The organism is Acinetobacter kanungonis (assembly GCF_009939195.1).
In the GTDB taxonomy this organism is placed as follows: domain Bacteria; phylum Pseudomonadota; class Gammaproteobacteria; order Pseudomonadales; family Moraxellaceae; genus Acinetobacter; species Acinetobacter kanungonis.
The window spans coordinates 184980-199636 of record NZ_JAACKC010000001.1 but is presented as its reverse complement, the minus strand read 5'-3'; the positions used below and the strand labels follow the sequence as shown (position 1 = coordinate 199636).

The 14657-nt window shown below is 42.5% G+C and carries 13 protein-coding genes and 1 riboswitch; of the genes, 7 read left to right on the top strand and 6 right to left on the bottom strand.

Features of this window, described 5'->3' with window-relative positions; all coding sequences use genetic code 11:
• Positions 1-124: 124 nt before the first annotated feature.
• From GWK51_RS00890 to uca, 4 genes are all read left to right on the top strand, one after another.
• The gene (locus GWK51_RS00890) at positions 125-1189 is read left to right on the top strand and encodes a diguanylate cyclase (protein WP_161932317.1); all 1065 of its coding nucleotides are present in this window, start codon (positions 125-127) and stop codon (positions 1187-1189) included.
• Positions 1190-1358: 169 nt separating this feature from the next.
• A riboswitch (guanidine-I (ykkC/yxkD leader) is annotated at positions 1359-1455 on the top strand.
• Positions 1456-1484: 29 nt separating this feature from the next.
• A complete protein-coding gene (locus GWK51_RS00885; RefSeq protein ID WP_161932316.1) occupies positions 1485-2228 on the top strand; it encodes an urea amidolyase associated protein UAAP1 in 744 nt (247 codons plus the stop codon).
• An 18-nt stretch (positions 2229-2246) separates the two neighbouring features.
• On the top strand, positions 2247-2897 hold the full coding sequence (locus GWK51_RS00880; RefSeq protein ID WP_142769004.1) for an urea amidolyase associated protein UAAP2: 651 nt from the start codon (positions 2247-2249) through the stop codon (positions 2895-2897).
• A 5-nt stretch (positions 2898-2902) separates the two neighbouring features.
• On the top strand, positions 2903-6508 hold the full coding sequence (uca, locus tag GWK51_RS00875; RefSeq protein ID WP_161932315.1) for an urea carboxylase: 3606 nt from the start codon (positions 2903-2905) through the stop codon (positions 6506-6508).
• A gap of 53 nt (positions 6509-6561) precedes the next feature.
• On the opposite strand, the gene GWK51_RS00870 is transcribed toward uca, so the two are convergent.
• Positions 6562-8445 carry an AAA family ATPase gene (locus GWK51_RS00870; protein ID WP_161932314.1) on the bottom strand — a complete coding sequence of 628 codons (1884 nt, stop codon included), beginning with the start codon at positions 8443-8445 and terminating at the stop codon, positions 6562-6564.
• A 255-nt stretch (positions 8446-8700) separates the two neighbouring features.
• On the opposite strand from GWK51_RS00870, the gene GWK51_RS16795 reads away from it, so the two are divergent.
• From GWK51_RS16795 to GWK51_RS00860, 3 genes are read left to right on the top strand one after another with little or no spacing between them, the layout of a single operon-like run.
• Entirely contained in the window at positions 8701-8832 is a 132-nt protein-coding gene (locus GWK51_RS16795; RefSeq protein ID WP_407925952.1) for a hypothetical protein, read from the top strand.
• A gap of 3 nt (positions 8833-8835) precedes the next feature.
• Entirely contained in the window at positions 8836-9273 is a 438-nt protein-coding gene (locus GWK51_RS00865) for a CopG family ribbon-helix-helix protein (protein ID WP_100242635.1), read from the top strand.
• A gap of 18 nt (positions 9274-9291) precedes the next feature.
• Positions 9292-10314: an ABC transporter substrate-binding protein gene (locus tag GWK51_RS00860; RefSeq protein WP_161932313.1), complete on the top strand. Its 1023-nt coding sequence runs from the start codon at positions 9292-9294 to the stop codon at positions 10312-10314.
• Positions 10315-10377: 63 nt separating this feature from the next.
• Here GWK51_RS00860 and GWK51_RS00855 read toward each other — a convergent pair whose 3' ends face one another.
• From GWK51_RS00855 to GWK51_RS00835, 5 genes are all read right to left on the bottom strand, one after another.
• Complete coding sequence (locus tag GWK51_RS00855; RefSeq protein ID WP_161932773.1) at positions 10378-10707, bottom strand: SMR family transporter; 330 nt, start codon at positions 10705-10707, stop codon at positions 10378-10380.
• A gap of 15 nt (positions 10708-10722) precedes the next feature.
• Positions 10723-11613, bottom strand: a complete 891-nt coding sequence (locus GWK51_RS00850; RefSeq protein ID WP_161932312.1) for a hypothetical protein — start codon at positions 11611-11613, stop codon at positions 10723-10725.
• Entirely contained in the window at positions 11610-12614 is a 1005-nt protein-coding gene (locus tag GWK51_RS00845; RefSeq protein WP_161932311.1) for an isopenicillin N synthase family dioxygenase, read from the bottom strand. The genes GWK51_RS00850 and GWK51_RS00845 overlap by 4 nt, the downstream gene beginning before the upstream one ends.
• 81 nt (positions 12615-12695) lie before the next feature.
• Entirely contained in the window at positions 12696-13580 is an 885-nt protein-coding gene (locus GWK51_RS00840) for an ABC transporter ATP-binding protein (protein WP_161932310.1), read from the bottom strand.
• Positions 13580-14524, bottom strand: a complete 945-nt coding sequence (locus GWK51_RS00835; protein ID WP_161932309.1) for an ABC transporter permease — start codon at positions 14522-14524, stop codon at positions 13580-13582. Before GWK51_RS00835 ends, GWK51_RS00840 begins: the two co-directional genes overlap by 1 nt.
• Positions 14525-14657: the final 133 nt, after the last annotated feature.

Sequence of the window (14657 nt, the reverse complement as noted above, 5' to 3'; positions counted from 1 at the left end):
TATAAGAATGAGTCACAGTCTCAAAAAGTGAGAAATATCAACTTTTTTATAAGATTAGAGATTAATTAGGGAATAAAATTTGCTACATTAGAGGAAATTATTCTCATTTAGCATTAGGTTAAATATGTCTTACATCGTTCCTGATGAAGAATTATTACAAACGCGAACGAAAAGATTTTTAAAACGAATTTTTATCATGCGGCAGTTAGGGACATTTTTATGTTTCTTGCCGATGTATTCGGTTTTATTGGATATGCATTATGGCACGGGCTTTTTAGTATTACTGGGGATCAATGCATTTATCTGGCCGAGTTTGGCTTATCTCATTAGTAAAAATTCAAGTGACCCTGTTAAAACAGAACAAACCAGTTTGATTTTAGACACCATGTTTGGTGGAGCGTGGATTGGCGTGATGGGTTTAAGTCCGATGCCATCTTTTATTATTTTGGCGGTGTTTATTGCCGACCGTTATGCCGCAGGTGGATGGAAACTTTTAGCACCATCCATTTTAGGCTTTACTGTTTCTTTGTTTGGTATTTGGTTATTAGTGGGCATGCCTCTGACGCTCACTTTTAGTCCACATACCGTTTGGCTGACCATTCCATTAGCCACGCTATATTTAATTGCGCTAAGTGTGCTGTCTCGAAAATTATCGACCAATTTAAGCCAGAAGAACCGCCAGTTTGAACGGATTGCCTTAATGGATCCGCGCTTACATATTCCCAACCGCCGTTTGTTCGAGCAACGTCTAGCCAGTACTTTTGTTCAAACCCAACGCGGCAATCATACAGCGTTTTTGATGCTGATTGATGTGGATCATTTTAAGGAAATTAATGATACCTACGGGCATGAAATGGGGGATTATGTGCTGATTGAGCTGTCTAATATTTTAAGAGAATCGATTCAAACCAAGGACATTCCTGCCCGTTTTGGGGGAGATGAGTTAGCAGTGATTGTCATGGACAGTAGTTCGCAGGAAATTATGCAACTGTCTCAAACCATTTTGGATAAAGTACGACATTTCAGATTACCCAGTAATCCCGATTTTCGCATGAGTATCAGTATTGGGATTTCTTCTGCGGCAGCCGCGCGTTCGACGACCGACTGGCTGAAGATGGCAGATCAGGCTTTATACGAAGTCAAACGCCAAGGACGTGATGGCGTGCAATACGTTTGTGAAATGAGTTAATCAAAACTAGATCATCCATTTCTTTTATCATTATTTTTAAAATGTTGTATTTGTGGTGCACAAAAGCACCAGTTTTTTTCTTTTGCCTCATCTTCGCTCAAAAATAGTATTACGAATGCGAAAAATCGTAATACTAAATTGGCACAGCCTTTGCTTAATCATGACTATGAAAAAAGTGATCTAGGGTTCCGATACGTGCGCGTATGTCCGAGACCGAGAGTTCACGGTTCGAAAGAACTACACGGAGGGATAAAAGCCCGGGAGGTCATGCGAATCCACCGAAGAGGTAACAGCAATGGGCTTACAGCAATATCATAATAATCAAACACTCTGGACTGAGGTTTTGCCGGGTGGGCATCACTGGTCGGGACGTATTCAAAAAGGTGCGGTTCTTCATTTTCAAGCACTTTCCGCACATGCCAATGTTTCACTGTTCTGTGTCAATGCTGCCGATAAACTGGAGCGCTTTAACATGCCAGACAGTTTGAAGGGACAACATACCGCGTATTTAAGCGCAGGGCATGTGCTGTATTCAGATCTTGGTCGTGTCATGGCTTCGATTGTCACGGATGAACATGGTTGGAATGATGTGTTGTGTGGTGCAAGTCGTGCCGAACAGATTGCAGCACAATATGGTCAGCAGAACTTTCAAGCTGCACGCAATGCCATGTATCAAAGTGGCGTCGATGGCTTATTGGTGGAAATGGCGAAGAGTTCTCTAGGACAAACTGACTTAAGCGCCACCCTAAATTTATTTTCCAAAGTTGCGCCGAATGATGCGGGCGAACTCTCTTATGTGACTGCTGATAATACCGATCAGGTGATTGAGCTGCGCTTTGAAATGGATTGTTTGGTGTTCTTGTCTGCTGCACCGCATGCTTTAGATCAAACTCCTCACTATCAACCTGCGGACATTCAGCTTTCCCTGTTTAAAGCCAATCCTCTGAATGAGCATGATATTTGTCGTGATTCATGTGCCCAAAACCAGCGTGCATTTCAAAACAATGCACGTTATTTCGCATTATCTGATGCTTGCTAAACACAGGGGAGAACAGTCATGACCGTATTACAAAATTTTGAAAAAACAGTGTTAAGTGAAGTATGTCCTGCGGGCGAAGCATGGATGTGTGAGGTTAAACAAGGGCAATATTTCCGCATTATCGATTTAGAAGGCAATCAGGCGGTGGATACGTTGTTTATCAGTGCTGAAAATCCAGAAGAACGCTATAGCGCCACTGATACTTTGGCGATGAACCGTCAGATTTATTTAGAAAAAGGTACGACTCTTTATAGTAATTTGGCTCGACCGATGGCCGTGATTCACGATGATAATTGTGGTCGACATGACACACTTGGTGGTGCATGTTCTTGTGAAAGCAACACGGTTCGTTATGCGCATGACACTTACCCGATGCATAGCTGCCGCAATAATTTCATGTATGCCTTGGCGAAACACCCTGTGGCGTTAAAGCATGGTTTAAATGTGCGCCATATTGGTCCGAACATTAATTTCTTTATGAATGTACCAGTCACCGCAGATGGTCATTTGAAATTTGATGATGGCATTTCAGCCGCAGGGAAATATGTGGAAATTCAAGCGCAGATGGATTTGATTGTACTGATTTCAAATTGTCCTCAGTTGAATAATCCGTGTAATGCCTATAACCCAACGCCCATCCAACTGATTGTGCGTGAAGCTGCGGAGTAAGCACCATGTTTAATAAAGTTCTGATAGCCAACCGTGGTGCGATTGCTTGCCGAGTAATCCGCACCCTCAAGAAATTAGGGATTCAATCGGTTGCTGTTTATTCCGAAGCAGACCGAGACTCTTTGCATGTAACCATGGCGGATGAAGCCGTTTGTATTGGTGCAGCACCCGCCAGCCAAAGTTATTTAAATATTGAAAAAATCCTGCAAGTCGCACAGCAGACTGGGGCAGAAGCGATTCACCCCGGCTATGGCTTTTTATCCGAAAATGCCGAGTTTTGTGACTTATGTGAGGCCGCAGGAATTGCCTTTATTGGTCCGACTTCTGCCCAAATGCGCAGTTTTGGTTTAAAGCATACTGCACGTGAATTGGCGATTCAGAGCCAAGTGCCGCTTTTACCGGGGAGTGGCTTGTTGGCAGATGAGGCGGAAGCTTTGGCACAAGCCGAACAGATTGGCTACCCTGTGATGCTAAAAAGCACCGCGGGTGGTGGTGGTATTGGCATGCGTTTGGTCTGGAATGCTGAAGAACTGAAAGATGCCTATCAAACTGTTTCCTATTTGGCGCAAGCCAACTTTAAAGATGCAGGATTGTATTTAGAAAAATTTGTGCAAAATGCCCGTCATATCGAAGTGCAAATCTTTGGGGATGGTCAAGGTCAGGTCTTGGCCTTGGGGGAACGTGATTGTTCGGTACAACGCCGTAACCAGAAAGTAATTGAAGAAACGCCTGCACCGCATTTGTCAGACGAACAGCGCGATTATTTGCAACAGGTGGCAATTCAACTGATGCAATCTGTGCACTATCGTTCTGCGGGTACGGTTGAATTTGTGATGGATACCGATACCCAAGAATTTTACTTCTTGGAAGTGAATACCCGCCTACAAGTTGAACATGGTGTGACGGAACAAGTCTATGCTGTGGACTTGGTGGAATGGATGGTGACTTTAGCCAGTGGTGATTGGGCTGCCCCAACGGAAGCATTACTGTCGCAAGGGCATTCCATTCAAGTGCGTTTATATGCCGAAGATCCGATTAAAAACTTCCAACCGAGTGCAGGACTTTTAACTGAAGTTGAATTTGATCCAGATTGTCGTGTCGAAACTTGGGTGGAAACAGGCTCGAATGTATCTTCCTATTATGACCCGATGATTGCCAAAATCATTGTGACTGCCGTAGATCGTGATACTGCGATTCAAGCCATGAGTGCAGGACTAGCCAATACGCAAGTGGCAGGAATTGAAACCAACCTCGAATATTTGCAGAACATTGTGGCAGGGGAAGTATTTCTTGCAGGCACACAAACCACGCGTTTCTTAAATAGTTTTGAGTGGAAAACCCAAAAGATTGAGGTGTTACAGGCAGGTATTCAAACTTCGATTCAAGATGTGACAGGGCGCTTGGGATATTGGGATGTGGGTGTACCACCATCAGGGGCAATTGATCCTTTTTCTTTAAATGTTGCCAATCAACTGTTGGGCAATGAGAAAAATACGGCAGGTTTGGAATGTACCTTGCAAGGTCCAAGCCTGAAATTTCATTGTGATAGCCAAATTGTCCTCACGGGCGGCGAGATGCCAAGTACACTGGATGGTTTGAGCATTCCCATGTGGCAGACCGTGAATGTGAAGAAAGGGCAAATCCTGAAATGCGGCAAAATTAGCACAGGCTGCCGCAGTTATATTGGGGTTAAAGGTGGCTTCAAAGTCCCTGAGTATCTGGGCTCGCAAGCGACCTTTACCTTAGGTCAGTTTGGGGGGCATGCAGGGCGTAATTTGCTGGTCGGGGATATGTTGCCGATCACATCTTTTAGCGATCAGCCTTTACATGCTTTAAATCAGGCGCAAATCCCTACGTTTAATTCGCATTGGGAAATTGCAGTGATGTATGGTCCGCACGGTGCGCCAGATTTTTTCACCAATCAAGACATTGAAACCTTCTTTGAAGATGAGTTTGAAATTCATTTCAACTCCAGCCGTACAGGTATTCGTCTGATTGGACCAAAACCTGAATGGGCACGTGAAGATGGTGGTGAGGCGGGCTTACATCCATCCAATATTCACGATAATGCCTATGCTATTGGTGCAATCGACTTTACTGGGGATATGCCGATTATCTTGGGACCTGATGGTCCGAGTTTGGGCGGTTTTGTCTGTCCTGCGGTGGTGATTCATTCTGAATTGTGGAAATTGGGACAACTGAAAGCGGGAGATAAAGTTAAATTTGTACCAGTCAGCTATCACCAAGCCAAACAACTCAATCAAGACTATCAAGTCATGCTGGATGCACCATTACCTGAAAGCATTCACTATGCGCAAGCGGTACAAGCTGAACCGATCACTTTAAATCATGTGATTTTGGATACCTTTAAAGGGGATGGTATACGTCCAGATGTGGTTTATCGTCCTGCAGGGAACCATTACCTGTTGGTGGAATATGGCGAGTTGGTGCTGGATTTGAATCTGCGCTTCCGTATTCATGCCTTAATGCAATGGATGAAAGAGCAGAACATCAAGGGCATTATTGATTTAACTCCGGGCATTCGCTCGCTACAAATTCATTATGATTGTTTGGTGCTGGATCAAACCGACTTGCTACGTTTGCTTGAAGTAGCTGAAGAACAAATTCCGAATATTGCAGAAATGCAGGTGCCATCACGGACGGTGTATTTGCCTTTGGCGTGGGAAGATTCACAAACTCAATTGGCAACCGAACGTTATAGCCAAATTGTGCGTGCTGATGCACCATGGTGCCCAGATAACATTGAGTTTATTCGCCGTATTAATGGCTTGGACTCGAAACAGGCGGTGAAAGATGTGGTTTATAACGCCAGTTATTTGGTGATGGGACTGGGCGATGTGTATTTGGGTGCGCCTGTGGCAACGCCTTTAGACCCGCGTCAACGTTTAGTGACCACCAAATATAACCCTGCACGGACTTGGACGCCTGAAAATGCCGTCGGCATTGGTGGTGCCTATATGTGCGTGTACGGCATGGAAGGTCCGGGCGGTTATCAATTTGTGGGTCGTACCACACAAATGTGGAGTCGCTACCGTAAAAATGCCAATTTTGAAGAGGGTAAGCCGTGGTTACTGCGCTTTTTTGACCAGATTAAATTTTATGAAGTGTCTGAAGCTGAATTGATGCAGATGCGTGAAGATTTTAAAGCAGGACGTTTAAACCTTCGCGTGGAAGAAGGCGTGTTGAACCTAAAAGAATACAATCAGTTCTTGCAGGAAAACGCTGAAACCATTCAAGCATTTAAGCACACGCAACAAAGTAACTTTGAAGCCGAACGCCGCCGCTGGCATGAAGCTGGTTTGGCGGAATATGTTTCCGAAAGTTTAGATGCGGTGGATGATGGCGAAGCCGTTTTAATTCCTGATGGTGGCTGTGCCGTAGAGTCACATATGCCGGGTTCAATTTGGAAAATTGAATGTCAGGCGGGGGATGTGGTTGAAGAAGGCGCGACTTTGGCCGTGATTGAAGCCATGAAAATTGAGATTCCAATTTTGGCACCTGAACGCATGAAAGTCGAAGCCATTACCATTGAGAAAGGGCAAACAGTGAAAACGGGGCAGGTGTTGTTTACATTGGCGCCTGTGGCTTAGATTGTTTTTCCCTAACCTTTCTTTTAGGAGAGAGGTTAGGGTGCTAAAAAGCTTTAACGATTACATTTTTCTATATGCTTGAAAATTCGTTCGCAAAGCTCATTCGCTTTAGGAGTGAGTTGCCAATCAGGGTTTTCATCAAAATCTTTAATAATTTCTCGGCAAAAATCTAACTTGGATTTAATAGTCCCAACGCCATCACCATCAGCAAATGCAGTTTTGGAGGATGTAGATTTTGGTTTTTTGATTTTCGTATCAAGCAACTTGCCAATTCCATCATCTGCATGATCAAAATAATGATCATCGGTAATTTGATCAATGAGCGCAATATCATAACTTTGAGTTGTTGATTCTTTCATACGAGAAAATCTAGATTTTGCTACGCGAATAATAGAATCTTTAGGTAATGTATTTTCTGTTTCTTTACATTTTAGAATGAAATAATTCTCAGATTTCAATTCCTTTTTTAAAATGGCTACACGATCAGCCTTGCCGTGAATATCTCCATCAGCAATCAAAAGCATTTCACTTGCAACAGCCTTTGCACTTAAACCTTTGTCTTCTAGATGATCGGCATAATTATCACTAAAAGACCAATGCACTAGATTACTTCCTGCATATTCCACAAAGGTATAGTGGTAATTTGGCATAAAGCGGCGGTATTTCTTATATAACTCTTCGTTGGATGTTTTTAGTTCGTTTAGATACTTCTCCATATATTTTGTAATGTACAGGCGGTCTGTAATGCCTTCGACCCAAACTGTACAATTGGCTAAGTATACAGATGAGGGTTTAACCCCTAATGAAGCAAGTAAGTCTCGATCTCGGTCGCAGCGATAAATTTTAAAATTAAATGTATTTGGATTATCTATTTTTGGTTCTTTGACGAACTTTTGGATGATGACTTGATCGGATTCATCAGCCATATCTAATAGATGATTGGAATGAGTCGAAAAGAAATAGTAGTGACGGGTTTCATTTAAATAGAAATTCATCAACTGGCGAACCATACCTGCATGCATGTGCAATTCAGGTTCTTCAATAAAAAAAGCATGAATTTGTTCATTACCTTCAGAATCTTGTCTTTTTATATATGCTTCATAGGTCAAAATAATTGCTTGTTGTAATCCATCCCCAAGTTGTGAAATTGGGAATTGTTTGTCTTTACCAATTTTAATATTGACTACATCTTGGTCATGTTTAGGAATGAGTGAAACAGGGTCATTATCAAAGAAATACTGACTGAGCATTTCTTCATAACTTTTAATCAAGTCTCGTTGTTCAGGTTCGCCGAGTAAATGTATTTTTAAATCGTTATAAAGACTTTCACCTGTAATGATATTTTTGGAGTTGAATCTTTTATAATCAGTAAAATAATCATTTTGAGTGCGTTCAATATAGTGCTGACTATTGTTGATGCCAGTAATTGGACGCATTCCTCTTAGAATGGGAATGTAAAGTTTAAGTGCATCAAATTTAACAGTAGGGTTGTTGATTTGATTTGAAAATAGTTCAATTGCATGAGGAGCATTATTGTTACTAACAAGTAAGGGTAAAATTCCTAAATGAGAAAGGTAATCTAAAATATGGGTAAATAACTGAATAGCTTCACTTTTATTGTTTTCGGTGAGTTTTGTTCTTAAACTATCAAAACTGCTGGTAAAATGACCATAATATGAATTGTTTCTTTTCTGTTTATAGGAATCATGTTTTAAAATTTCACTTAGCTTACATAGTTTTAAATAGAACTCAGATTGATAAAAGCTATAAGAATTTTTTGATTCAAATAAAGCCCTTAAAAATCGGCTCTTACCCGCATTATTTTTACCAATAAAAAAGTTTAATCGTTTTATTTCTATAACTTGACCATAACCTTCTTCATTATCCGCACTATAGTCTTCTAAATTTTCAGCCCAATAATAGAGTTTGTTGTTCATCTTTAAATATACATAAGTTTTTTATAAGCACATGATATTACATAAAAATAGAAAGTTGAATCTAATCAAAGAAATCTCAAATTATGTCTAATGCATGGTCTTGCCCCGAATTAGGACAAGGCTCAATTTTCTGCACAAAGAATAAGCTTTTTCAGTCCTTAAAACCGTAAATATCCTCTATCAAACTGGCACGGTTTCTGCATTTATTCGAGTAATACAAAATTCGAATTTGGTAATACCAAAGAGGAGCTACAGATGCAAAAGAAGCAGAATCAAGCCAAGAAGACATCACAGCTCTTTAAACAGTTTTTACTGGAGTTGTTAAGCGTGAGAGCAGGCTTTTATATCAAGCAAGACCCTCATCATCCTGAATCATTGCGGAAGTGAATTGTGCCTAAACCTAAACTTGCCCGAATCAGTGTCACGGTGCCAGAAAGTACCTTAAGTGCACTCGATCAGAAAATTGTCGATCAATGCTATGAAAGTCGTTCGCAAGCCATTGTAGACATGATTCACAAGCACTTAATTGCGGTAGAAGAACAACAAAATGCAGTCATGGTTGGGACATTAACCTTGTTGTATGACGCCAGTTCAATGCCATTACGGGTGCAGTTGATGGATTTGCAACAGCAATATTTAGAACAAGTGATTAGCTCGCTGCATATCCAACTGGATGAGCAAAAAATTATGGAAGTCATGCTCATGCAGGGCAAAAGCGCAGAATTAAAGTTAATGAGCCAGCAATTTATTGCCTTGAAAGGGGTCATTAACGGACACCTTGAACTGATGGACGCGGTAATGCCACCGATTCCACAAAATGTTGAATAATCTTAGGGGAACCTGAAAATGATGAAAAAAGCAGTGTTATCAATGTCAGTAGTTGCGGGTATTTTACTTTCGGGTTGTGACAATACCGCCAAAGTACCTGAAGCTGAAAAGAAGACCGAAACAGCCGCAGCGACTCAGGCAATGACCATTGGCTATAGTGACTGGCCCGGTTTTGTGGCTTGGCAAGTTGCCATTGAAAAAGGCTGGTTAAAAGATGCAGGCTTAAATGTCGAATTTAAATGGTTTGATTATTCGGCTTCATTATCGGCTTTTGCAGCCAACCAGTTAGATGCAGTTTTGGTCACCAATGGTGATAATCTGGTGACGGCATCGGGAGGAACCAAAGGCATCATGATTATGGCAACCGACTATTCTGCGGGGAATGATGTGATTATTGCCAAAGAAGGCATTAACAGCATTGCAGATTTAAAAGGGAAATCGATTGCGACTGAAAAAGGACTGGTGGATCACCTGTTACTTTCAACTGCATTAACCGACGCCAAAATTCCATCTACCGATGTGAAGCTGGTCAATTCAATGACCAATGAATTACCGCAGGTGTTTGCAAGTAAAGAGGTTGATGCGATTGCAGTGTGGCAACCTGTTGCCAATCAGGCATTAAAATCGGTGGCAGGGTCTAAAATTATTTACACCTCTGAAGATAAACCGGGTCTGATTTATGACACCTTGACCGTGAATATGAGCCATTTGGCTGCTAACAAAGAGCAGTGGGCAAAACTGATTCAGGTTTGGGATAAAACCGTAAAATACATTAATGACCCTGCAACCCATGCCGATGCCGTCAAGATTATGTCGAATCGCGTTGGGGTCGATCCGCAGCAGTATGAACAATTTATTGGCGGCACGCATTTACTCGATGTTGCGGCAAACAAAAAAGTCTTTACCAAAGGCTCAGGCTTCGATTCGATTTATGGTTCGACTTATCATGTGAATGAATTTAATGTGACCAATGGTATTTATAAAACCAAACTAGATGTGGATGGTTTAATTTATCCTGAGTTGGTGCAAGCAGCGCAATAAGTTAAAGCAGCACAGGAAAAAGCCCAGTCTTGAACTGGGCTTTTAATCGTCATGAATAAAAAATTAAAGCTGTGTACTTTGCGAAAAAATATGAATCACCAAAATGCCTGAAATCATTAAACCCAAGCCAATTAAAGCTGGAAAATCCAGTTGCTGTTTAAAGCCAAACCAACCGACCAATGAAATGAGGATAATGCCTGCACCTGACCAAATCGCATAGGCGATTCCCATTGGAATAGTTTTGAGCGTCAAAGATAGGAAATACAAAGCAACCGCATAACCCAAAACCGTAATACTGGAGGGTAGCAGTACATTGAAACCTTGTGATGCTTTTAGGGCAGAAGTGGCAATCACTTCCGCAATAATCGCGATGCCTAAATAGATAAATGCAATCAAAATATCACCTGCTTAATATGTGGCTTGAGCATGGTGCAATAGATGCTCAGCTTCTTGTGTGAGCCAAGTTTGGCTGGTGGTTGTGGTGGCGGTTTGGGTTTGGAACTGATAGTGCGGTTGATACATGTCGACCGTGAAATACAAGGCATAGCGTTCACCGTCTATGTCTTTAATCTGTCGAAGTTGATGCTCACTGACGCGTTCAAAGCCATCGAGTTGAAAGGATTGTTGCAATCGATGATTCTGAGTCGAATATTGCACCCCTGAAGTTAGGGAACCGACTGAAACTTCAAATTGATTGATCTGCTCTAAATCACCCCCTGCTGCGTGTGCCTCTGCTAGATTTTCGTAAGATGCTAAGGCTTGCTGATTTTGTGGCAGTCGTGACTGTGCATAAGCCACCCAATCGCCACAAATAATCAGTCCTGCATCCATTTGAATGGGTGTATTCGATGCAAGGTGAATGGCTTTTTCTAAGCGTAAGCCTAAATACAAACCTTGACTGGCTTGCTGACGCCAATCTTCCACATAAGCATTACTGGGTGAAAACTCCAAGATACAGTTGCCAATGCAGTGTAATTTCGCAGGTTCAGGCCATTGAATGTGGTTTTGATAATTGGCATGTGCTTCAACCTGCCATGACAGTAGTTGATCTACTTCATCCCAAAGGGTTTGTCCAAGCCAACCTTGTCGCTGCAAAATTGGGGTTTGCGTGACATCTTTCAGACGTAAATCGATGGTGAAGGATGTGGACTGAAACCAGTAAACAATGGTTTTTTCATCGGTCTCACCATTAAAAAAACTGATGCTTTTGCGTCGAAATGCACCCAGTAAAGCAGTGGGCAATTGCAGGGTGGTAAGATCGGTTGGAGCCAGTTCAGCAGATAATTCAATCAGGTTCATGACAGCTCCTTTTGTTCATTCAGACCAAAGGAATACAGCGGACGGGCATTTTCCAGCACGATCTCGCCCGATGCGACTTTTTGTTTTAAATACTGAAAGGTTTGGGCGGTCTGATTAAACAGGTGCTCACCACCTTTCAGCGGCGCATAGCGCGGCTGATCGGTATCAATCACAGGTTGAATCAGATAGTCATAGTCACACGAGAAAAACAGCGGGAAGGAATAGCGTTCTTGCTGAACTTTTTTGACGCGGTGTTTGGTGGCGAGGTAGCGTCCATTGGACAGAATTTCCATCATGTCGCCAATGTTCATCACCAAGGTATTTTCCAATAAAGGAATATCCATCCATTCGCCTTGTTTATTCAAGACTTGTAAGCCGGGCGCCGTGGGCAACAGCAAGGTAAAACATTCGTAGTCGGTATGTGCCCCAATCCCTTCACGATCTTGAGCTGCTTGATTAAAAGGATAATGAATCAGACGCAGTTGGCTGGGGGCATGTGCTATATGCGCATCGAAATAGTGCTCATCTAAACCCAATGCCAGTGCAAAACAGCGAAACAGTTGATGCCCAATCTGCTTAAGATGTTGATAATATTCAGCCACATGCAGTTTAAATTCTGGAAAGTCGGGCCACTGGGTTGGTCCGACTAAGGGACGCCGTCCTTCAGATGTTAAATAGTCATAATTGATATCATAGGATTCTTTCAAGTCGTAGCTATTGCTGACAAACTGTTCTTCACCAATGGGCACATAGCCACTATGATTTTCCGATTGACCAATATAGTGACGCATTTTTTGCGCTTCATCTTGCGCAAAATATTGTTCGGCAATACGGCACAGGTTCTGAAACAGTTCAGGCTGAAATTGGTCGCCTTTTAAATATAGAAAACCCACGTCTTTACAGGCTTGATCGAGCGCTTGTGCCACAGCCAAACGATCTTCCAGATGGGGGCTACTGAGTTGTGATATTTCGACGAGGGGTAATACGTATTCCTTTTGCATAGTGATCACCAAATGTTGGTCGTCCAACACATCGTTAAACACTTTGGGTCGTCCCAAAGGCTATATGAAGTTCTGTGATTCTTACTTTTGTGTACTGATTTGCGTCATGCGTGGAATTTTTGGCAGCTCTTCTAAAGCAGGGTCCAGTTCATCTTCTTGCGCATGTACCAAGGCATCAACCCGTTCACGGAGTTGCTTAAATTCAGGCGTCAGCATTAACTCCGCATTACGTGGACGCGGTAAATTCACCTCAATAATTTCCTTAATTTCCCCCGGATTGGCTTTGAGCGCGACAATACGGTCGGCCAATAAAATGGCTTCATCCATATCATGCGTGACAAAAATAATGGTGATGTCGATGTTCTGCCATAAGTCCATTAAATGCTTTTGCATTTTTTGTCGTGTATGCGGGTCGAGTGCACCAAAAGGTTCATCCATGAGCAAAATTTTCGGTTGATTGACCAGTGCGCGTGCAATTGCAACCCGTTGTTTCATCCCACCTGAAAGCTGGTGCGGATACTGATTTTCATATTTTTCCAGCCCGATAATATTAATCCACTCGCGCGCATGCGCTTCGGCAGAAGCATGACTGGCACCTTTCATCAGTGGGCCGAACATCACATTTTCTTTTACGGTTTTCCACGGGAACAAGGTATAGCCCTGAAACACCATGCCGCGTTCTGGACTTGGTCCTGTAATTGGCTGACCATCTACCAATAATTCACCGCTGTGATACGGATCCAGTCCTGCCACGACTCGGCTAAACGTCGATTTCCCACAACCTGAAGGACCAATCACACAGATAAACTCGCGTTTATGAATTTTTAAATCCAGTTGATTCAGAATGGTTCTTTGGGTTTTACCATGCTGAAACACTTGCGTGAGCTGTTTGGCTTCCAAAATGACAGGACGTTGATAGATCTGTTCAAAATACTGTTTGGCATCATAATTTGAGTGGGTCGTCATTATTTTGCTCCTGCTTTCCATTTGAACATGCGTTCGCCCAGTTTCATTAAAATTACGTCACAGACCAGTCCAATTACCCCAATAATCAAAATAGCTGCATAGACATTGTCAAAGTTTTGGTAACGCGCTTGTTGGGTCATAAACCAAGTAATCCCCGAAGTGGTGCCAATCAATTCAGACACAATTAAATACGTCCACGCCCAGCCGAGCAGTACGCGTAAATCACGGTAAATATCTGGCAGGGCAGCGGGAATCACCACATGGAATAGGCTTTTCATTTTGCTGGTGCCGAGGGTATAACCTGCTTCAATCAAACCACGATCGACCATACGTGTGGTATTGGCAATAATCAGGATTTGTTGGAACAGTGTACCAATCACAATAATGGCGACTTTGGGTGCATCATTAATCCCCAAAATGGCAACAGCCAGTGCGCCAAAAGCAGGTGCAGGTAAATAGCGGAAGAATTCGACAAAAGGTTCAGTCAGTTTTGAAATCTTGAGTGAGAAACCGCACAAAATGCCTAAAGGAATCCCCACTAAAGACGACAGGAAAAAGGCGGTAAACACCAGCTTGATACTGTGCCACAGGCTTTGATGAAACCATGGGGCATCGGCTTGAACAGGTGGCGTGGTAAAAGCGGTAAATAATGCGGTTGCAACTTGATCAGGTGCAGGCAAATAAATGGGATTAACCAGTTTGCCTTGAGGTGGCGCATCGCCATGATTGACTGCATTTTGTGCTTCATTATAGAACAGGGTTTTATCAACCCGACTGTCCACTTGGAAGTAAGAAACACTACCAGAATCGGTAATTTGGACTTGTGGATGCCAGATAAAAGGTAAATAGCTCACCGCACACCAGATTAAAATTGGAATGAGAAACGAGCAAAAGCCCAGAATCAGCTTGTTTTTGTGGTTAAGTTCAGTTGCAACATAGCCCATAGTGCTTGCCCGCCTAGTATTACGAATTTTTAAAACCGTAATACTTTTAAGCAAAATGGATGCCAAAGAGTTAAAAAACAAACAGGTGGGCTTACCTCAATGCAGGTTCGGGCAATGTGGAGTCGATGTTTGA